The sequence below is a fragment of the Mucilaginibacter paludis DSM 18603 genome, from assembly GCF_000166195.2.
In the GTDB taxonomy this organism is placed as follows: Bacteria; Bacteroidota; Bacteroidia; order Sphingobacteriales; family Sphingobacteriaceae; genus Mucilaginibacter; species Mucilaginibacter paludis.
In genome coordinates this window covers 2,203,559-2,226,338 of record NZ_CM001403.1, presented here as the reverse complement: position 1 = coordinate 2,226,338, position 22,780 = coordinate 2,203,559, and the positions used below count along the sequence as shown (strand labels likewise).

11 protein-coding genes are annotated in these 22,780 nt (G+C 44.1%); 9 read left to right on the top strand and 2 right to left on the bottom strand.

From position 1 onward, the window contains the following. The first annotated feature begins 215 nt into the window (after positions 1-215). The 9 genes from MUCPA_RS09140 (at position 216) to MUCPA_RS09100 (ending at position 16,727) form a co-directional block, all read left to right on the top strand. Positions 216-1,217, top strand: coding sequence for a FecR family protein (locus tag MUCPA_RS09140; RefSeq protein WP_008505935.1), 1,002 nt, complete (start codon positions 216-218; stop codon positions 1,215-1,217). A gap of 238 nt (positions 1,218-1,455) precedes the next feature. Then, the gene (locus MUCPA_RS09135) at positions 1,456-4,893 is read left to right on the top strand and encodes a TonB-dependent receptor (protein WP_169316162.1); all 3,438 of its coding nucleotides are present in this window, start codon (positions 1,456-1,458) and stop codon (positions 4,891-4,893) included. Between the two features lie 2 nt (positions 4,894-4,895). After that, complete coding sequence (locus tag MUCPA_RS09130; RefSeq protein ID WP_008505930.1) at positions 4,896-6,617, top strand: DUF4397 domain-containing protein; 1,722 nt, start codon at positions 4,896-4,898, stop codon at positions 6,615-6,617. A gap of 7 nt (positions 6,618-6,624) precedes the next feature. Continuing rightward, positions 6,625-7,821 (top strand): hypothetical protein, encoded by a 1,197-nt coding sequence (locus tag MUCPA_RS09125; protein ID WP_008505929.1) that lies wholly within the window; start codon positions 6,625-6,627, stop codon positions 7,819-7,821. A 31-nt stretch (positions 7,822-7,852) separates the two neighbouring features. After that, a complete protein-coding gene (locus MUCPA_RS09120) occupies positions 7,853-8,935 on the top strand; it encodes a fasciclin domain-containing protein (RefSeq protein WP_040625801.1) in 1,083 nt (360 codons plus the stop codon). A gap of 26 nt (positions 8,936-8,961) precedes the next feature. Beyond that, the gene (locus MUCPA_RS09115) at positions 8,962-10,218 is read left to right on the top strand and encodes a fasciclin domain-containing protein (protein ID WP_008505925.1); all 1,257 of its coding nucleotides are present in this window, start codon (positions 8,962-8,964) and stop codon (positions 10,216-10,218) included. Positions 10,219-10,252: 34 nt separating this feature from the next. Beyond that, a complete protein-coding gene (locus MUCPA_RS09110) occupies positions 10,253-11,245 on the top strand; it encodes a fasciclin domain-containing protein (protein WP_008505922.1) in 993 nt (330 codons plus the stop codon). A 20-nt stretch (positions 11,246-11,265) separates the two neighbouring features. Further along, a complete protein-coding gene (locus MUCPA_RS09105; protein ID WP_008505920.1) occupies positions 11,266-14,511 on the top strand; it encodes a TonB-dependent receptor in 3,246 nt (1,081 codons plus the stop codon). A gap of 26 nt (positions 14,512-14,537) precedes the next feature. After that, positions 14,538-16,727 (top strand): IPT/TIG domain-containing protein, encoded by a 2,190-nt coding sequence (locus MUCPA_RS09100; RefSeq protein WP_008505917.1) that lies wholly within the window; start codon positions 14,538-14,540, stop codon positions 16,725-16,727. Between the two features lie 446 nt (positions 16,728-17,173). Here the strand turns inward: MUCPA_RS09100 and MUCPA_RS09095 are convergent, their stop codons facing one another. Both MUCPA_RS09095 and MUCPA_RS09090 read right to left on the bottom strand, forming a co-directional pair. Further along, positions 17,174-20,395, bottom strand: coding sequence for a CheR family methyltransferase (locus tag MUCPA_RS09095; protein WP_008505916.1), 3,222 nt, complete (start codon positions 20,393-20,395; stop codon positions 17,174-17,176). A gap of 154 nt (positions 20,396-20,549) precedes the next feature. Beyond that, a complete protein-coding gene (locus MUCPA_RS09090; RefSeq protein WP_008505914.1) occupies positions 20,550-22,340 on the bottom strand; it encodes an ATP-binding protein in 1,791 nt (596 codons plus the stop codon). Positions 22,341-22,780 lie beyond the last annotated feature (440 nt).

The following is a 22,780-nucleotide window of genomic DNA, read 5'->3' as shown; positions in this document are numbered from 1 at the left end:
GGAAGGGCCCGGTAGGGAGGGCTTTAAAGTCTCCCTTACCGGGGGAGATTTAGAGGGGGCTTGTCCGCTTTGCTTCTGCACCGAATATCTACCAAGGTTCAAACGTCATCCCTTTTTTTTTCCGATTAGCCGGGCTCATTACTTAAATGAAATTTATTTTCAATCCGGTTAGTACTTCGGTTTAATAAAGGTGTTACCCTATTTGAAACATTGATATGGAAGAACCGTTGACCCGCGAATTAATTATTAAATTTTTAGCCCAGCAATGCACTGAGGCAGAAAAGCAAACAATCCTTCAGGGTATCAATACACCCGAAGGTCAAAAATTGTTTGACGAGGTTCTGTTGGATCGATGGAATCAAACTTCGGCTGATGCCAATATAAGCGATACCCAGTTATTTGATTGGAACCAGGAGATTCATAACCGGATTGCAATTGCTGGTCCCGCAAAAAAGTCCGTTAGGTTTTTAAGTCCGGCGGTGTTACGCTACGCGGGTATCTGTGCTGCGGTGATTATCGGAGTAGTGTTGTTCAATACGTTGAAAACTAAAAACCGCCTATCGGTTCAACCCATAGCCATGCGGGAAATTGTAAACCCTTATGGTAAAAGATCGATCGTTACCCTGCCGGATAGTTCGGTGATTTACCTGGGTGCCGGCAGTAAAATTCGTTTCCCGGAAGTTTTCGCAAAAAACAGTCGTGATATCACTTTAGAAGGGGAGGCTTTTTTTGACGTTAAACATCGGAGCTACCAGGCTTTTATAGTTCATACCGGAGCCTTGCAAACCCGGGATATTGGAACTGCATTTAAGATCACCGCTTTTAAAAATCAACCTATAATTGTTGCCTTAGCGAGCGGCAAGGTTAGCATTGAAAAGGTTAAAAATGACAAGATACTGGTTTTAGCTAACCTGGTACCGGGGCAGCAATCCATCTGGGAAAATGGGAAATTGACCACCAATAACATTCCCGCCGAAGATATAGCCGGTTGGAAAGATGGCCGCCTGGTATTTCACGAAACTCCGCTAACACAATTGACGGCGGTATTGGAGCGCTGGTACGATGTGAAATTTCAGTATAACAATACAAAGAAGTTGCAAGAAAAAATAACGGTGGTTTTGCAGGGCGATATGCCTTTTGTTAAGATCATGAACGTATTGAGCGCAACAGGCCACTTTAAGTATTCAGTTAAGGGGCGAAATGTTGTGATCAAGTAATTACGAATAATAGAAAGGAAAGTTATGTAACATCATTACAAAAAACATTCCCCGCCAAAGGCAGGGAATGCATTTTACGAATAAACCGTGTGAATTTCGACGTCCTCCCGGTTTAATTCACTTCCGTACCTGAGAACAGGTTACGGGCTTTAACAGATTAACGCTTTGCGGCGAATAACCAGTAATATTCAAAAATATGCAAAAAGGATTAAAACGATATCCTTCAATCCGTTTTATTATGAAATGTTCTTTTTTGTTTATGGCAGCCCAGCTTGTTTTTATAAGTATGTTGCTGGCCAATAATGTAAAAAGTCAGGATCTTGAACAAAAGATAAATGTCCGGTTACAGAATGTTTCCATAGCGCAGGGCTTATCATTTATCAGCCAGCAAACCCATATTCAATTTTCAATCAGGGCGCAATCGCTTAAAAACAACAATAAGAAAATTACACTGGTTTCTGACGGGATAACGGTAAGAAAGGTGATGGACCAGCTACTGATGAATACTGATTTACAGTACAAACCCGTGGAAGGATACATTGTTATAGACAGCAAACCTGTACCGGTTGTGATAACCGGAACTGTAACCGACGATAAAACCAAGGAATTACTTGTAGGCGTAGGCATCCGCATAAAAGGTACCAACATAGGGGCGGCAACCGATATAAATGGTAGTTTCCATATTGCCATACCTACGGAGGGCGCCACACTTGTTGTATCCTACATTGGATATCAAACTCAGGAAATCAAGGTTAACGCGCATAGCGGCGACATTAAGATTAGCCTGAAGGCCGAAGCGAAACAACTGCTCGAGGTAGCTGTGCAGGCACGAAGAAGGACCAATACGGAAATTTCGGTACTTAATGAGCGTAAAAAATCTGCAACCATACAGGATGCCATATCTGCGGCACAAATTGAGCGCACTGCCAGCATAACAACAACACAGGCATTGCAGCGTGTAGCAGGCGTTACCGTTACCGATGATAAATATGTGGCCATCCGCGGTTTGGGCGACCGAAGCGTAATTGCGCAATTAAACGGTATTCGCCTGGCCTCTTCCGATCCGGACCGGAGCGCCATCCCTTTAGACCTTGTACCGGCATCGTTGCTCGATAATATCACCATCTATAAAACGGTATCATCAGATAAGCCTGCCGACGCGGCAGCCGGCATTGTTGAATTGAAAACCAAGTCGGTTCCGGATAGTATGGTATTGGATATTGTTGTTCAATCCGGTTTTAATTCCAACATCGGTATCGGCGGCATGCACAATAGCTTTTACAATAGCGATATGGGCTTCCTGGCCAATAAAATCAATAAGAAAGATCTTTCGCCCGACTTCCTGAACCTTGCTAACCAATATAAGGGCGGCTTGCCGCAAATACAGCGCATGATAGCCAATAGTGGTTATAGCCCAGCTGTAAAGCAGGAAGTTAGCAGGATCAATAATATTATGCAGGGGTTTGACCCGGTGTTAACAACCAGCTATAAAGCTACGCCGCTTAACCAATTGTATTCGGCCACGTTCGGTAACAACTATACCGTATTTAAGAAGCATAAAATAGGTGTCATCGCAGGTGTCAATTACTATCGCCGTACAACAGATATTTATGGCGGGGATGTTCAGCAATATAGTATTTACCAGGGTGTGATCACCGGTAATCCGCAGGTTTACAGCCCGCGTAATATCCCCAATTATATTACCCCCAATAATTTATACATGGGTAAATACCTAACGTATAAGGAAAATACAGGTACAGAAACTTTAAATTATGGCGGCCTTTTGGGCTTAACCTATCGTTTTGATGCCCGGAATGAGATCAGCGTACAATACCTGGGCAGCTGGGGCGGCGAAACGCAGGCCACCAATTTGAACGGGAGATATGATTATACCGGCCTGCCCGGGGAGGTAAAAAGTACAATTTACTCGTTAAAGCAATCCTACCGCACCTTAAATACTTTCAATTTGCAGGGGGAGCATAAGTTTTTAAAAGGCGAATACTCACCAAAGCTAAGTTATAATGTGGCCTCGTCAAAAGCCGGTCAAAATGATCCGGACTATCGTTTTGTTTCACTTGCCGATTATACGCCAAATGGCGGGGGGAATTATAACAACCCGGTTGTAGGCCCGCAGAATACTGCACCCAACCAGGCCTATACAAACCACCTTTATGCGCTTTCTTCCGGATACGTTAACGGCTTTGGTGCTTATGGGATTATCCAGGCGGAGCCTAACGGGCGCAGATACCGCAAACTGGATGAAACCAATTATAACTACAAAGCAGACCTGAGTTTTCCTTTTAAATTTTTAGGCCAGAAGCAGGAATTTAAAACCGGCTTTAACTACCTGAACCGCGACAGGGTATTTACAGAGAATGTTCTTTTTTTGCCGGGGTCTAACTTTTCATCTAACGGGGCTCTACCGCTATATACAGTGGAGGGAAACCTGAACCGTTTGGTAAGTTCCGACATTGTCGGCATCCATCCCATGGCTTCGGGCACAGGCGAAGGGGCCGCGCCGATAGGAGGCTTTTTGTATAACAGCCAAAAATCGCCCAATAATTATACCGGCTTTTTTGAAACCAAAGCAGCTTATGGTATGCTCGATCTGAAACTGACCAAAGATATCAGGCTTACCGGCGGTGTCCGCTTTGAATCAACCAATATTCAATCCGCAGTTGATACTTCGGGCGTTTTCCTTGATCCGGCGCTTACCACGCCGGGAGCTAACGGAACGCGGATACCCTTATCGCTCACCAGCCCCAATTCGGTTTATAAGGTAGGTTACAAGCCTTATTATGCGCTGAACATGACTTATAACTACAAGGAGAATATGAATTTCAGGGCAGGGTACAATACCACGCTGGCCAGGCCCGAATTAAGAGAGATCACTAATGTGTTTGAGTTTGATGCCATTCAGGGAGGTTTGGTAGTTGGAAACCCCAGCCTGATTAACCAGTCTACCCAGAACTATGATTTCCGCTGGGAATATTTCCCTAATCCCGGAGAAGTAATAGCGGTGTCCGTATTTGGCAAGCGAATTAAAAATCAGTTATATAAAGTATTCAGTTTGCAAACTAATGGCCTGGCGGCCACCTATCCCGAATACCCCACTATCCGGTTTGAAAATGATCCGAATATTGGTAAGGTATGGGGCATAGAACTGGAAATTGTAAAAGATCTGGGCAAAGTTTGGGATCCGCTTAAAAACCTGTTCATCGGCTCTAACCTGATGCTGGCGCAAAGCGATATCAAAAAATCGGCGGCCCGCCTGCAAGCAAACCGTTCGCTTGACAGGCATTCGCCGGATAATAGTCCTTTATTTGAACAAGCACCATATTCCGTAAATGGTTGGTTAAATTATGACAATAAACGTTCGGGCACAAGCTTAACAGGTACTTTCAATATGGTTGGCGAGCGGTTGGTACAGATCAATCTTACCGGTGAGCCCGACCTTTATACCCGCCCTGTGCCCGTGCTCGACTTTGTGTTCAGCCAGCGCTTAACCCGGAAAATTCTGTTTAAGGGATACTTCAAAAACATGCTGAACCCCGACGTGAAAACGGTATATGCCAACCCCGGAACCGGTGGTAAATGGTACGGTAACGAATATGTTAACCGGAGCTATCAGCGTGGTAGCGAAATCATGATGGGGTTTACCTATAATTTATTATAACCATGAAAGAACTGAATAAACATTTAAGCAGCTTAGCGGCAGTGCTTGGTTTGTTTTTGCTGCTGGCCTTTAGCGCTTGTAAAAAAGACAAGCAAAACCTTATTGCCGATAACCGCAACGTAACCGATACGCGTAAAAATTCAACCGTTAGGATAGTAAACCTGGCCGGCTATAATCAGCTTCAAATTAACGGGGACACGTTAACCAATTATGTAGTAAGAGACCCACAGGGCGCTACAGCAGGGCAATACCCCGGTACTAAATATTTCCCTGACAATGGGCGGCTTGGTACAACGTGGTCTATTCCACAAAGTTTTTTAACCAACGGCACCGCCAGCGTTATGGTGGAGCATAGAGAGTATCAGAGCAACAGTAACGATCCGTTGGCATTAACGGTGCAGGAAGACAGCCAGCAAGCGTTCGATTATTATTTGCTTCCCACAACAGCTTACGCCCAGGTTACTAACTTGCCTAAATTGATTAAAATACCAAGATCAATAGCTGCCGCGACAGATCAATCGCATTTTAAGGTAAGGATCTTGAATCTGGCCGGTAAGGTTAATGATGATCCGAGGATGGGGAATTTGGTATCTCCCCTTACACTCACCTGGGCAGATGGTACCCCTGTAAGCAGCCAAACCAGTAATATTACCCCCGGCAATTACTCTGCTTATATCGATCTGCCTTATTGTACAGCACAATTTAAGGTATTGACAGATCAGGGCGTACAGGTTCCGGGCAACGGTAAACTCACTTCGGGCGATGTGGTATTAGAACCTGTTGCCTCCACTATTTATCATACCAGTTTAACATACTCACCTATTAAAACTTATGCGCCCGGAGGTGTATATACTATAGTTGTAACGCCTAAGCAGTATAAGGTTCCTACGCCCGGCACCTCTACAGATGAAACCACAACAGCCTATCAAAATAGTTTTTTTATCATCAGTGATGTTGCGGAGCCTGTAAATTTAGCTTATGCCCGGCTGCAGGCTGTTAACGCCATGCCCAATCTCAACGGCATAAAAGTAACCGTTAACGGGCAGGTTTTAGGTGGGCCCATAGCCTATACCGGTTATACGGACTATAGCGTCTTTTTTATCGGCAAGTACACTATTCAGGCTACAGATGGCTCGGGCGCGGTGCTGGCCAGTACTACTTTATCATTGGATGCCAATACCAATTTTACCCTTTGGGTATTTCCGGATGCTAACGGCAAACCAGTAATCAGCGCGTTAGCCAACGATTTAAGCGGAACCCTGGTGGGTAATGCGACTGATGATGCAACATATACACGCAACTCCGATGCGTTTTCTTTCAGCATGCGTTTCCTTAACCTTTGCCAGGATTTCCCTTATCTCACATTGACTACCGATAACGCCCAAAATTTCAATAGTGTTTTTGGCTTCAATACAGCGGCTGTCACCAATTTAAGGCCAGGTATTTTTCCAATCGAGTTTCCTTATATCAGGGCAAATTACGATGCTAAACCTTACCAGATTATGGCATTCCGTTCCTCGCCATCGGTAGTTCCGGGCAGCTGGGCTACTGATATCCCGGTGTTAACAGGTCAGGCTTTAATTGCCAGGCCTTCTTTATATGCCAATGGAAACCTGCCCAATCACGAACCCGGTTTTTATAGCATCGCGCTGGTGGGAAGCACCCTGCCATCAGCTGCCGCGCAGGCCAAAGCAAAAATGATCATTGTTAAACACAGTAAATAGCTATAATATGTTAAAGTTTAAATTACAAAACATTTTTTTATGCGGCTTATCCCTATTGTTGTTTGCTACAGGGTGCAGCAAAGTTAATTATGCCAAGATAGACGACCCTGCTTACTTAAGAGTATTCAACAACCTCAACTATACCATTTCCCTGGAAAATAAGGACGAGCCGGTACCCTTCCTTGCGATGCTGATCGATCCGCAAATGGATCAGAATAACATCCCGGTGAGCGCCGCAATAACAGGTGATTTTCTCGATCAGCGCGAGCCCTACGCACCGCCTTATCCTTCGCACGTAGGTACAAGCATCTCGTATAAAAATCCGGAATATCCGGGTAAAGAGGATGTATTGGTTGGCCCGATACTAAACGGTTTTGATTTGAGTAGCTGGGCGCAGATCCCTTCCGGAAAACACCGCATTGTGTTTATGTTCCGGCCGGTTAATAACACGCCGTTTTTTAATCTGGAGTCTAAGTTAAAACGCAGTGTACTTATCGACACTACGATTACGCTTGATGCTAAAGAGATCTATACGCTTCATGTGTTACAAAAAGATTTCGTCAGCAAAAAAAACGGCATCTATCTCCGTCAGGAAAACTTTCAAAAACTATCCCTATCAGATTCATTGGTCTATATTAATTTTTATAACATGAGCGCCAAGGGCTTTCAGCAGGCAAACAGTAGTTTAAAAACTTCTTATGCAGCTTCCGGAGCATTGCAGGATGGTATAAAAGATGAGATGAATATTTTTTACACCCTGTATAAAACCAGCCTGTCAATCAATGACCCCTTGCCTGCTTATACGCAAAAATATATGGGCAACCTCACACGTAATTCTGAGAGTCCGGCAGTTAATCCCTACTATAGCTTTCCCTTATTTGCAGACGGCAGTTCCAACGGCATCGTTACCGGTATATGGCAGCATATTGATTTGATGGCACCGGGTTTTAACCCTTCAAACAACCCTTATTATCCTTTTGAGGTGCATACCGATAGTAACTGGGCGCCTATAAATTGTATTCTTACCGGCAAAACCAGGGTTCCCGGTAATGATAACGCCGCCCTGCTGCCCAACATGATCGTTAACATTCCATCCGGAAAATATAATCTGCGCTCGTTTGCCACGGTGAACACTATCGAGATTGTAAATGGTAATGTGTATCTCACCACCATACAACGCAAATATGCGCCGCCAACCTATTAATAACAGATCAGACAACAAATAGTCGATGCTCATGAAAAGGAAAAAATTTATAAAAAATATATTGCTGTTGATCCCGGCATTCATGCTGATGTTACTGAACTCGTGTAAACACGATGACCTTCAAATTACCAAAGAGAACGAAAACCTTAGGCTGGGGGCCGATTTTATCAGGAATAACTATGACATGACCTTGTTTTATGCCGCTATCCAAAAAGCTGGCATGGCCGACGTTTTAAACGGACAAGGGCCATTTACTATACTGGTACCTAGTAATTCGGCATTTCAGCAACTGGGTATCACCAAGCCTTCTGATTTTGATAAAATGAACTCAGATAGCCTTAAAGGCATGATCCAGCGTCATGTTTTAACTCAACGGTTGTTATTTAGTGATATTCCGGTTAACGGCGTAGATATCCGTTATCAAACCTTAGCTGGAACTGAAGTGTACGCCTCTTTAGCAGGCTATATCCCCGGAAATAGCCAATATCCGGCTAACAATCTTTATTTCAATGGTTCATCCGTTACACGTAAAGATGTCAATATTGCTAACGGCATCATCCAGGTAATAAATAAAGTGATGAAATATACGCCCAGGAGCACCGTGCAAGACTGGCTGGCCAGCCGCCCGCAATACAGCATTTTTGTGAGCGGTTTAAAAAAGTTTGGTTTATGGAGTCAACTTAATACAACCGGGCCATTTACCGTTTTTGCTCCTCAAAATAATGTATTTGAGGCCCAGAACATCACGGCAGCCTCTATTATGGCTTTAGACACGGCAGTCTATTCGGGTAGACGGCTCTTTGGCGGGTATATCATCAATAAGAAGCATTATTTTATCTCGGATATTAATGTGTTCTATATTATCAACAGCGAACCCGCCTATGTTGGCCATATAACCGGCGACAGCTGGTATCAGGTGGTCAGCACAACCAGGGATTACTTCACTGCGGATGTAACCTATTCCATGAATTTGAGAACACCCATCAATTATCCCTATGATAATTATCCCGGCGCAGCTGGTTTGTTACCCGCTTTAACCGATAATTTAACCGATAACGGACTGGTACATGATATACAAGGATTGTTGCTGCTACCCGTGCAAGCCTTAAAATAACTGACACTACCTAAAGTATTTCAAAAATGAAACCTATAAAATTACCCACTATAATTACCAGCGGGCTACTTTCTTTCTGCTTGCTGCTGTTATTTCTGCCCGCATGCAGAAAAGCCGAATTTATGCCTGTGCCCGAAGGGCAAGCGGTTCCGTATCAAAATATTAACCTTACGCTGAAAGATGCCCTTGCTGCTTCTCCCTATACTTTGTTCAAAACTGCCTGGAAGCGTAGTGATATGGATAGTATCCTCAAAGCACAAGGAAATAAAGTCCCTTTCACCTTACTGGTACCCACCGATGCTGCCTTTACAGCAGACGGATTAACATTGGATGTGATCAACAAAACATCACCTGCCCTGCTGGATAGTATTTTGCTCTATCATACGATAAATACAAATATTAGCACACAGGATATCAAGGACAGAAAAGAGAATTTAAAATGTAGAACGCTTCTGCAAAACCCATACCTTACGGTGAACCCGGCAGTATATGGGGCAACGGTTAAGGATCCCTACTATTATTTACAGTATCTTAAATTAACCGACGGCGTATTATTCATCAATGGTAAAACGGCAGGCCAATCATCGCCCGTACAGGCTAAAGACGGATCGATCTGGCCGATAGACCATGTATTGCACAAGCCAACGAAAACCATATTGCAGGCCTTACAGGATGATGGCCGCTTTGGAATGTACCTTGCATTAAACCAGCGTAATGATTCGCTATACACCGTAGTTAGCGAGGGGATAATCTTTCGTGATTTTACGCAAGGCCTTGCTCCTGATTATACCAATAACATCGCTATATATACTTCGGTATTTGCCATTCCGGATGCTGTTTTTCATGCGGCAGGCTATCAAACGGTTGATGATGTGATGAACCTGAATAACCGTAACCCGCTCCCAACGGTTGATTACAATACCTATACGGTTATAGGCGGATTAGCAACAGATACGCTTATCGCGTACCATCGCTGGGGGGTAATGTTCGCTTATTACGATCCCAATTATGGCGGTGGCCAGCAGGTATCAAATAATTTCTATTCTAATGATCTGAGCAATACTGTTTTGTCCGGCTATACACTCGTTAACTCCGGTTACAGTGGTACCTATCCTCCTTATCTTATGCCATTTGATTTTGGAAAAAGCAATGGTGCCATAACAGTTGCAGTAGCGGGATCCAGCCATCCGGCGGCCAAAATTGTGGAATCGGATATCAATACGCTGATGGGCCCCATCCACGTGGTCGACCACTTTATTGTTCCTAAGGATTTCAAGTTTTAGCATATAGATAACCATAAATAATTAACTGGAAACCATGAATAATTCTAAATATATTTTACTGGCTATTCTTACCTGCAACTTGTGCCTGTACGGTTGTAAAAAAGACCAGGCGAATACGGCTGACAATAGCAGTAATAAAATCAGCAATGTAATTGCTGATAATTTTAACCTGAGCTTGTTCAATACGGGGCTTAGCGTGAGCGGGCTACGTGCTAAATTGTTTGAACCAGGACCTTTTACAGTAATTGCCCCGTCAGACGATGCTTTTACAAAAGCCGGGTACCCTACAACGGTAGCTATTTTAGGCGAAGTGCCGGCAAGGATATCGGCCATTATGAATTACCATATCCTTAACGGCAATTACGAACTGAATAAACTGCCTTTTTTATTTAACCAGGAAATCCGCTCTTCAAACGGGGGGAAGCTTTTTGTTACACACTGGGTAAAAGGGGCGGATACCGTGCTGACTATTAACGGTTCAACGGTATTGGCTCAAAACGTTCCGGCTGCAAACGGCTTGATCCAGGTGGTGAACAGGGTGCTGGAACCTTATACCTATCAGCAAATAACCGATGCGATTGCATCCGATAAAAACCTGAGTTTGTTTTACCAGGCTATCCAGCGGGCCGGCTTAACAGATGTACTGAACAGTAGTGGCCCCTATTCGGTATTTGCGCCTGGTAATGCAGCAATGATCGCGTACGGTTTTCCAACTTTAGCGGCCGTTAACCAGGCTGATCCGGCTACCTTAAAGGCATTGATAAGGTATCATATTGTGAATGAACGCCGGTTTATATACGATTATGTGCTCAGTACCGGTACCAGCAATCAAAGCCAGCAAGCCATGTTGGATGGTAATTTAGTTAAAATACAATTAATTCCGGATAATACTAAACCGGGAAGTTTTTCCGGCATCAGCCTCCAGGGCACTGGCAATACAACAACTGTACAATTGACTAAACAAGACGTACTGACGGGCAACGGGGTACTGCATACCATTGATGGTGTACTCAAGATCACACAGTAATTTTAAATAAGACATTAGAGATGATATCAAATAAACTACTCCAGAAAATAGTATTTTTCCTGGTGCTGCTACTGCCATTGGCATCGCACGCGCAGGAAACAAGCGGTACCCTTAGCGGTACCGTATCCGACTCGGCAGGGCAGGCCTTGCCGGGTGCTACGGTAACGGCAATTCACCAGCCATCGGGCACCAAATATGCAATTGCTACCGATAAAGGCGGGCATTACTACCTGCCCAATCTGCGCATTGGCGGGCCTTATAGTGTTGAGGCAACGATGATCAGCATGGCGCCGTCAAAAAAAGAGGGCATAACAGTGAGGTTGGGATCAGCCGTACAAATCAATTTTGCATTAACCGATAACACGAAGCAACTTGGCGAAGTTGTAATTAAAGCTACAAAAGGTGGCCCGCGCATCAACAACTACGGATCGGGCAAAAACATCAGCGCGGCACAGGTGAAAAATATGCCTACCGTGGCGCGTAGTATTACCGATATTACCCGTTTGGTGCCCCAGGCCAGTAAAGACAATAGTTTTGGAGGAAGCAATTTCCGCTATAATAACGTAACTATTGATGGTGCCATTAATAACGATGCCATCGGCTTCAGCCCCTCTTTGGGTGGCCAGTCGGGCACGTCGGGTATGGCAGGCAGTTCCACCCGTACCAACCCCATCTCTCTTGATGCTATTGAGGATATGCAGGTTTATTTGGCACCCTATGATGTTAAAATCGGAAATTTTACCGGCGGTTCGGTAAATGCGGTCACTCGCAGCGGTACCAATACCCTGAGTGGTTCGGTTTACGGCTTTGGCCGTAATGCCGCATTAACTGGTAATGACAGGGTAGGTACCCTGGGTAAAATGAATAGCGATTTTTATGATTATCAAACCGGTTTAAGGGTGGGTTTCCCGATTATTAAAAATAAACTTTTCTTTTTTTCGAATGAAGAGATCACCCATCGCCAGGATCCCGTGCAGCTCATGGCTGGCCAGGCAGAAACCAGCCAGATACTGAGTTTGGCAGATGCCAGAGCAATCAGTGCCGCCAGCCCTTTTGATGCCGGTACGGCAGGCGCTTTTAACACCTACGCCAAATCAACCAAATTTTTTAACCGGTTAGACTGGAATATTAACGATAAAAACCAGCTTGCTATCCGTAACAATACCATCTTATCCGAGGCCACCAGTATGGACCGTGATCAGCAGGATTTCAGGTTCAGCAGTATGGCGTATTTGCAAAAAAACAATCAAAGTTCTACCGTGGCCGAACTGAAAAGCAGGTTAAACAATAGACTGTCGGGCAATGTGCTGGTGGGGTACACGATGGTTAACGATTCCAGGGACCCGCTGAGTGATCCGAGCTTGCCCCAGGTACAAATAGCAGGCCGTACACCCGGTACTACCATTTATCTGGGCACCGATCGCGAAGCCAGCATATTTAACATGAAGCAGCGCACGCTGGAACTTACTGCAAACCTGAATTACAATGTGGGTAAAAACAGGTTTACGATAGGTACACATAACGAACTTTATCGGATTACGTATGGCTTCGTTAATGGCTGGAATGGCAGGGTGGATTATAACAGCATTGAAGATTATTTGAGTAATAAGCCTTATCGCGTTCGTGGAGCTTACAATTATGCTGATAACAGCCGCGACTATATCCTGAATCATCCGGGGGCCCAATTTAATGTAAACATGTACAGTTTGTATTTACAGGATGAGATCAGTGTTTCGGATCAATTAAAGGTGATTCCTGGTTTAAGGGCCGATATAACCGATTTACCGGATATGCCCCAACTTAACGATAAAATACATTCGGCATTGGCCGATCCTTATTTCGGCACAACTTATTCTTATACCCCCCTGAGCCGGATTACCAATCAATTTTTAAACAAGGTGCAGCTATCGCCCAGGATAGGTTTTCGTTATGATTGGTTTGGAGATCAAAGCCTGATCTTTCGCGGAGGGGCTGGCTTGTTTACAGGCCGCATACCGATGGCCTGGTTGGCTTATGCCTATTACAATACCGGTAACAGCTATGGTGCTGTTGATCAGAAGGCTGATAAAAAACCATTTGTACCCGGAAGCAATCCGCTTAGTGGTGGCGCAAATGGTATCGGAGGTTTTGTTCAGCAAAACGGAACCGTGATCAGCAACTCCAATAGCGGCCAAACACAGGTTGATTTAATTGATAACGATTTTGTAATGCCACAGGTACTGCGTGGCAGTTTGGCGGCAGATTATACCACCAGCAACCAGTGGAAGTTTACCATAGAAGGTATTTATACCAAAAACATTAAAGATGTGCTATTTCAGCAATTGAATGTACAGGATAACCCCACTTATTTTGCTTATGATAAACTGCACCAGCAACCTATCTATAGCGGCACGGTTGATCAGCGGTTTTCAAATATTTACTTACTGAGCAATACCAGCCGGGGTTACCGCTATAGTTTGACCGGGAGTATCGCTAAAACCATTGGAGATGAATTGCAAGCTTCTGTTTCTTATACCTACGGACAGTCGAAAGATCTGTCAAACGGGGTTCGTAATTCGATGGAATCCAACTGGCAGCTTAACCAGTCGCTGGTACCTAATAACCCAACATTAGCCAACAGTAATTTTGATATCCGCAACCGTATTGTAAGCAGTATCAGTTATAACAAAGCATGGGCTAAAGCGGGCAGAACCAATATTTCGTTGTTTTTCAGCGCCCAGTCGGGTAGCCCGTTCAGCTATGGTATTGTCAATAATAGTGTGCAGGGCTTACCGCAACAGGTTAGTTTAGCTTATATCCCGCAAAGGGATGAAGCCATCCGCTTTTTTCAGGATAATGCGATCTCGGGTACCGCTGTACAGCAAGCCAACGCCTTTAATACCTACATTGACCAGGATAGCTATCTAAGCAGCAGACGCGGACAGTTTACCGAGCGCAATAAAGGCCGCACACCATGGAATGTGCAGGCAGATCTGCATTTGTCGCATGATATTTTCATCAATCAGGAAAAAAAGCAAGTCATCACGATTACTGCCGATATTATGAACCTGACCAACCTGATCAATAAAAATTGGGGTATCCAGTATTTTTCGCCTAACACTTTCAATTCTACAGCCAGTGTAGGGCTTACGCCGGTACTGTTTCCGCCGCAACAAAACGCGGGGGGATACCCGCTTTATCAGTTTACCACACCAGGTAAACCCTATAGCATTGATTATTACGGATCAAGAACCCAGGCGCAATTGGGTTTGAGGTATACTTTTTAATTAACGGTTAATCGCGATATAAAATCATGAAAAAACAAAATATAAAATATTTCGGTGTACTGTGTTGCATGCTGATACTGATGTTTGGCGCTTGTAAAAAAGACAATAAAAACGACGATAAGCCCCAACCCAAGGTTACCGATTATTATCCAAACAGCGGGAATGATGGTACATTAGTGACCATTGAGGGAACCGGATTTAGCAGCAATATAGGGGATGTATCTGCAACATTTGCAGGCACATCAGCTGATGTGGTTAGTGCAACATCTACAGCAGTTGTGTTAAGGGCTCCAAAAAAGGGCGTAACCGGAAGCATTGTACTAAACATGGCTGGCCTTACCATCCCGATAGGAAACTATACTTTCCAACAGTTAAGTGTACAGAAAATAAACCCGACAAATGGGGCTGCTGGTACACACATCAATATTACCGGGGCCGGGTTTAGCAGTATAGCAGGCCCTGTAACCGTATCGATTAACGGAAAACCAGCTACCGTAGTTAATGCAAACGATACGCTTGTGGTGGTTGAGGTTCCAGTTGCCGCAGGTACCGGGCCGGTTAAAGTAACAGTTAATGGCAAGGAAGCTACGGGCCAAACATTTAAGTTTCAGGCAATTTCTGCCATTAAACCATTAACCGGTGGTAAGGGTACGGTAGTAAGGGTAAGCGGCGAAGGATTTGAAAACGTGATAGCTGGCAATACAGTTGACTTTAACGGCACCACAGCGGTAGTAACCGAAGCCGGTACAGATCACCTGTTGGTTATTGCGCCCGATGCCGTGCAAACAGGGCCGTTATCGGTTACCATCAATGGGCAAAAAATAGGAGGGCCGGTATTTACCGTTGTGCCACCGCCAACAATTCAAACAGTAACGCCGCTTAGCGGACCGGCCAATACCGTGATGACCATCAGCGGAACTACTTTTAGTAATATATTGGATGAGAATAAGGTGACCGTCAACGGTATTACTATACCCATCACATCAGCTACTGCCACTCAATTAACGTTGACTATTCCGGGCGGTACCGGCAACGGTAAAGTTATTGTAACGGTAAATGGCCAGGCGGTTGAAGGGCCGGTATTTAAAGATCAGTCTATAGGTATAACATCATTTAGCCCGGCCAATGGGCTTGCAGGTACGCATGTAGTTATCACCGGTTTAGGTTTCAATACTTCCGCAGGCTCAAATATAGTTACCTTTAATGGGGTACAGGCCCTGGTAGTTAATGCTACTTCAACAAGCCTGGAGGTTATAGCGCCCGATAATTTAACATCGGGGCCGTTAAAAGTAACCAATAGCGGTGTGGAAGCGCTTGCGCCAACCAATTTTTATCGTGCGGGTGTAGTTACCCTGGCCGGTGGGTCTTTGAATAACTTACTGAACCTGTCTCCTTATAGAACAGTTAGTTTAGTGGCCGACAGCAAAGGTAATGTGTTTGTTATTGAGGGCGACTATAGCCGTATCAAAAAGATCAGTACGGATGGTACGGTATCTGTATTTGCCGGCAGCCCTTCTGGTGCCAGAGGCAGCGTGGATGGCCAGGGGACAGCGGCATTATTTAATTTGGGAACTAACCCGGGTATGGATATAGATGCCAATGATAACCTATTTATCAGTGATGGTACAAGCTTACGCAAAGTAACCCCACAAGGTATGGTAAGCACTTTTGCCACAGGTTTAGGTACAATAAATAAAATTGCGTTTGATGAAAACGGAATATTATACGCCCTGGGTAGCTTTAACGGTGGATGGAGTTTTCAAAAAGACGGAACCAAAACGGTTTTAAGCTTACTTACTATCTCGGATGTCGCTCGTCCGGCAATCTTAAACAATATCATTTATAAGGTGCAGAACCCGGGATATTCTGTAGATATGTATACTATTGGTAACGGAAGAAATACTTACAACTGGGTTGGTAACGACTATGGTTTTGCCGATGGAATTGGAAAGGCAGCTATGTTCCAGACTATTAACGCGCTTGCTTCTGATCGTGCCGGGAATATATTTCTGTCAGACGGAATTGCGATACGCAAAATCAATATTGCCACTCAGCAAGTAACCACCATAGCTCAGTTCACCAGGGGTGCTGCTGTGGATGGTGCATTGAATAATGCCAAATCAGGCTTGATAGGCGACGTTTTTGTTGATAAAAATGGCGACATCTACTTTGTAGATATGACAAATAATGCCGTAAGGAAGATCTTCCTGAAGTAAATAACAAGGTTTAAAAATATTCCGGGGCGGCCAAATGCCGCCCCGGTTTTTAATTTAGTAAGAATCCAATTGCCCTTCTAAATGAAAGTAAAAGAGATTGAGGGATGTGATATCCAACCAGAGCATTCTCGGGCCTGCTATCATTACAATCCTAACCTGTTAACAGGTATTCTCATCACAATCGCCGGGTTAATGATGCATGTAGTATATTTAATCTGCTGAAGGATATTCTATTGATGTAGCACTATGGAGGTTGTTTATTTAATCAGGTACTTCCTGATTATCGTTTTTGTTTTATCAATCATAATTAGAATGTGAGTGGATAAAATAAGATGATGTATCGTTTAAAATCGGAAAGATATCCATAACTAACCCATAGATTAATTTATTCGCTGACGCTTTTGTAATGTACTTGACGACAAAGAAATAGGTTGATTATTTACAGGTTACATTTTAAAAAACACCTTAAAAACGGATCCCTTACCCGGTTTGCATTCTACCTCGATCTTGCCACCCGACGCGTTGACGATCTTTCGGATAAGATATAGCCCTATTCCGCTGCCTTCGGTATCCGTATTGACCCGCTTATATTTTTGAAAAATTTGATCAATGTCGTCTTTGGCGATACCGATGCCATTATCACAGATCGTTAGGACGATAAACTCGTCTGATTTCTCGGTTTTGAGACTGATCTTCGGCACGCGTTTCGGCGAACTGAACTTTAGCGCATTGGTTATGAGGTTCAGCATTATGCTCCGCAAATTCTTTCTGGCGAACCTGACTTCCGTTATACCGAAGTCGATCCGGAAAACGGCTTTCGAAACTTTGATTTTTTCCGACAAGGCGGCTTTGATCTCTTCGAATAGCATCGGAAAGCTTTCCAGCGCATCAGCCGTATCTTCCGATTCGATAGATCCGACCCTGGCCAGGTCGCTGATGACCGCTTTAAAATTAGTAACCGATTTATGCATCATGCCGGATAGCTTGATCACTTCAGGGTCTTGGGTATCCAGTTTATCATTGAGTATTTCCAGCAGCATTTCAATGTTCAGGATCGGTGCATTCAGGTCATGTGAGGCGCCGAAAATAAAATTATTCAGGTCAGCATTGATCCTTAACAAGCTTTTATTGCTGATATCAAGTTCACCTAATATTTTTTTCAGCTCGGTGATATCGTAAAAGCTGATAATAGCGCCTTCAGCTTTTTTGCTGTTTTTTTTCAGGTAGGGCATGGTCATTACCTGGTACACCCTGCCGTCAGTCGCCTCAGCTTCGCGGGTAATAGGTTCTTCGTCGTTAATCACCTTCTTTATATCCGCTATCAAGGTTTCAAACCTGATATTGTTGGTGATGTTGCTAAGCGGCCGGCCAATATCACCTTCCCTGATATTAATATGCTTCACCGCTCCGGGCGAATATCTTTTCAGCAGCAGTTCCCTGTCCACAAAAAGTTGCCCATTGATGTTGCTGCGGAAGTAATTGTTCAGATCGTCATTCAGGTCTGTTAATTGGTCAATGGTCAATTGGTGGTCCTTGTTCACCGTTTGAAGTTCCTCGTTCACAGACTGCAGTTCCTCATTCGAACTTTGCATTTCTTCATTGGCGGATTGCATTTCCTCGTTGGCTGATTGCAACTCTTCGTTAAAGGACTGCATGTGCTCGTTGGAAGATGAGATACGCTGATGCGCTACTGCTACAGTATGTTTTAATTGCGCCACCTCCCGCTCCAGGTTGATTACATGCTCCCGGGTTACTTCGCTGATATCTTCTGCATGGATAATATTTTCTTCGTTCGCCCCGGTTTTTATGTCCGTAAACAGTACCAACAACAACCTTTCTTCCGATCCGGATTTGGCAAACGGGCTGAGGACAATATTGAATGGCTTGTTTATCACTTTACCGGGACCATCGAGACTGAGCTGATGGAGCACGACCCTTTCGTTCAGTTTAAAAGCCTTGTGCGCAGCCGCTTTAAAAACTGTGGAAATGTGTGTCGGCAGCAATTCATTAAGGTCATGTTTAAAATTGATGTTTTTCAAATACGGTTTGGTGTTGCCGAACGAGTGGACAACCGACAGATTCTCATCGGTACAAACGCCATTAAACGCACACTCCCGTAACAAGGCGGAATCGACCTGGCTGGCAAGGTCGGTCTTAGATACCGGCACGACTTGCTTTGCAGGTACTTCCATCGTCGTTGTCTTGAGTTCCCCGATCGTATGAGATGAAAAAGCATCAAAACGGATTGCGCGGCCTGTTTTATTACTTTTCAGAATGTTCCATTTATTATTGATCTCCGTAAAATCATCTTTAATGACAGTAGCGCTCTCGCTGGGCCCCAAAACGAGGTAGCCATCTTTTTTCAATCCAAAATGCAACATGGCAAATACCTTTTTTTGTAAGGCCACATTGAGATAGATCAGTAAGTTACGGCAGCTGATCAAATCGATATTACAGTATGGCGGGTTCCTGGTCAGGTCATGTTCGGCGAAGATCAGCATCTTGCGGATCTCGTGTTTGACCCGATAGCCTGTATTTTCTTTGGTGAAAAATTGTTGTAATCTTTCTTTGGAGACCGTTTTAATAATACTGTCCGGATAAAAGCCTTTTGAGGCAATATCCAATGCCGCCTTGCTGATATCCGAGGCGAAGATCTTAACCTCCATGTTTCGGGGATACTTATTTAAATACTCTTTGATGAGTATAGCTATGGAATAAGCCTCTTCACCGGTAGCGCAGCCGGCTACCCATATTTTCAATGCTTCTGTATGGTTTTTTTTTATAATAGCCGGAATAACTGTTTCTTCGATGATCTTAAAAGCTTCCGGATCACGAAAAAAAGAGGTCACACTGATCAGAAAATCGTTGGCAAGCAGCGCTATTTCGGCAGCATTTCCTTTCAGGAACTGGTAATACTTATCCACCTTGTTGAGGTTATGGCTTACCATCCGCCTTTTGATCCGCCTGATAATGGTCGGGCGTTTATAGTCGGTGAAATCCAGTGGCAGGTTGCCTTTAATCAGAGTAAATATTTGTGCAAGCTCATCCTCGCTGATCTGTTCGGAAGGCTGGTCAGTCAATAGTTCCAGAATTCCATCCCTTACATAATCGTCAATTATCTGAGGCATGGCCTCTGGTGAAAGAATCCTGTCCGCGCAATTGCTCGCAATGGCCGCCTCTGGCATGCCTTTAAAGTTTGCCGTAGCGGGGTCCTGCACCAACACAATACCTCCGGCATGTTTTATGGCTGTTATCCCTTTCGAGCCATCATCACCGGTACCTGATAAAATAATACCGATGGCCTTGTTTCCACGTTCCTTTGCCAGGGAGCTGAAAAAGTAGTCGATCGTCATATGCGGTCTGGGCCGGTCCTTTTTATCCGAAAGGATCAGTCGGCCCTTTTTTACGGCCATGAATTTAGCACTCGGTATCAGGTAAACGGTATTGGGTTTAATATCTACGTTCTCGATGGCCTCTACCACCAGCAGTTTACTATGCTGGGAAAGGATCTGTACCATCTGGCTTTTAAAATCAGCCGAAAGGTGCTGTATCACGATGTAAGATACAGAGTCAAGCGGTGTATAATCAAAAAAGGCGGATATCGCTTCTAAGCCGCCGGACGATGCGCCGATGGCAATAACATATTGTTGATCGGCAATTTTGGGCATGGGCTGATAGGGGTTTACGTTAGTAGCTGAATAATAATGATAATAATAAGTAAATTGAATTATTGTTTCATACCAAGCTATTTATTTCTAAGTATTTAAATCATTAATTGTTGGTGCAGAAAACAGAATCGATGTTATATGGCTTAATGGCGCTTTATAGCGGTTTAACCGGAAAGGTGATCCTAAAGGTGGTGCCCTTATTGACCTGGCTTTTAAACTTGATTTTTCCGTTCATTAAGGCGGTATATCTCGTAACGATATTCAATCCCAATCCGGTTCCGGGTATATTGCCGGTGTTATGCGCGCGAAAGAAGGCCTCAAAAAGATGTTTTTGGTCTTCTTTGGGTATACCGATACCGTTATCCCTGATGATAATAGTCAAATTGTTGCCGGTAATTTGGGTGGAAAATTCGATACGGGAATCAGGGCCGGAATATTTGATCGCGTTGCTGATCAGGTTGATAATACAGTTTTTAAGCAATGAAGGATTAAGGGTCACTAACCTGCCCCGGCCGGAATGGATGTAGCTGATCTGCTGTTCGCGTTTGGCCAGGTACTGCATATCTTCGGTAATATCCGCTGCAAACTTAACGAGATCAAACTCGCTCAATATCGGATTGATTCTGCCTGTTTCCAGCAGTTCCAACGATAAAAAATCGTTTAAGATATTGGTGAGGTTCTTTGCGGCGTTTTTGATGGTTTCGGTATACTTTTTTACAATAGGGTGATCCATATCCACCGCTATCTTACCGATTAGCTCTGCAGAAAGCTGGATAGCGGTGAGCGGGGTTTTGAACTCATGCGAGGCCATGGAGACAAAGCGGCTCTTCAATGCATTCAGCTGTTTTTCCTTTTCCAGAGATTGGCTTACCTGCTCCCTGCTCAATTTGATGGCGGCGATGGAATCGGTGAGGCCTTTGTTGCTGATATCCAGCGCGGCCAACAGTTTCTTGAGCTCTGTAATGTCATGGAAACTGATAATAGCGCCGTCTGTATTATTGGTGTTTTGACGTACATAAGGCATGGTCATCACCTGGTATATTTTGCCGTCCGAAGATTCAGCTTCCCTGGTAATGGTCTGTTCGTTTAACATAACATTTTGAATATCAGCTATAAGAGTTTCAAGCTTGATATTGGTGGTGATATGTGCCAGCGGCCTGCCGATATCGCTTTCCCGGAGATTAATATGCTTAACCGCACCCGGTGAGTATCGTTTAAGTATCAGGTCATGATCCACGAATAACTGCCCGTTGGTATTACTTCGGAAATAATTATTGAGGTCATCGTTTGATTCTGTCAGTTCGGTATTAGTTTGCTGCTGCTGCCGGTTAACGGTTTGTAATTCTTCATTAACAGACTGCAGTTCCTCATTCGCACTATGCATCTCTTCATTTGCGGACTGTAGCTCCTCGTTAAAGGACTTAATGTTATCATTGGAGGAATTAATTGCTTCATAAGCTACTTCCAGGTTATCTTTTGCTTCTGTCAATTCCAACTCCAGGCTTGCCAGGTGTTGCCGGGTAAGTTGTTCAACGCCAGTTTGCTTGATAACGGACCTATCTTTGGTTTTTTTTTTGTTGGTGGTAAACAGGACGAGCAATTGCCGGTCGGCATCATCGGTAATAAAGGGACTAATGGCTATTTGGACAGCATACACGCCACCGAAATTCAATTCGCTTAAGGTGACCCGCTTATTGGATGCCAGTGCCCGGTGCGCAGCGGCTTTAACGATCACGCCAACGTCGTCAGGCAACAGTTCGCTGAGATCAAAAATGAAATTCTCAGCTTTCAGGTAGGCGGTGGTATCCCCAAACGCTTTCAAAACGGTCAGTTGCTGATCGGTGCAAACACCGTTCAGTCCAGCAGCTTCAAGTACGGCTACCTGCGCATCAGATGTTTTCAACACCTTGGCTACTAAAATAGCTGATCTTTTAAATTCTTGCACGTTTATCGATTTTATTGGCGAACGCAACCGGATGCCTATCAAATATACTCAAATACATGACTAAATAATTAATTTGAATTTAACTCTATTTGATAGTAGCGAGTTATCATTAACAGATCAAATGGGATGCCAACTTCCGTCATTTCATATACATTCGCGATGTTTATAAAGTACGGGCGCAAGTTCGGTAAATCCGTTAACGCTATTTACAGTAACGCCATAGCGGCGGATGAGTAAGCTTTGACCACAGATCATAAAATGATTCTAAAATTTAGGTGGGGAAGTCGGTTATTTTTTGATCAACGCTGCTGAAAAAGATATCATTTAATTCGATATAGCCAGATAGCCTGCGCAATCCCCCTTTGTTAACGGCTTAAACCCATGCGCGGAGTGCTATACAGCCCCATGTGAACGGGTATATTTAATTTATATCATTACCT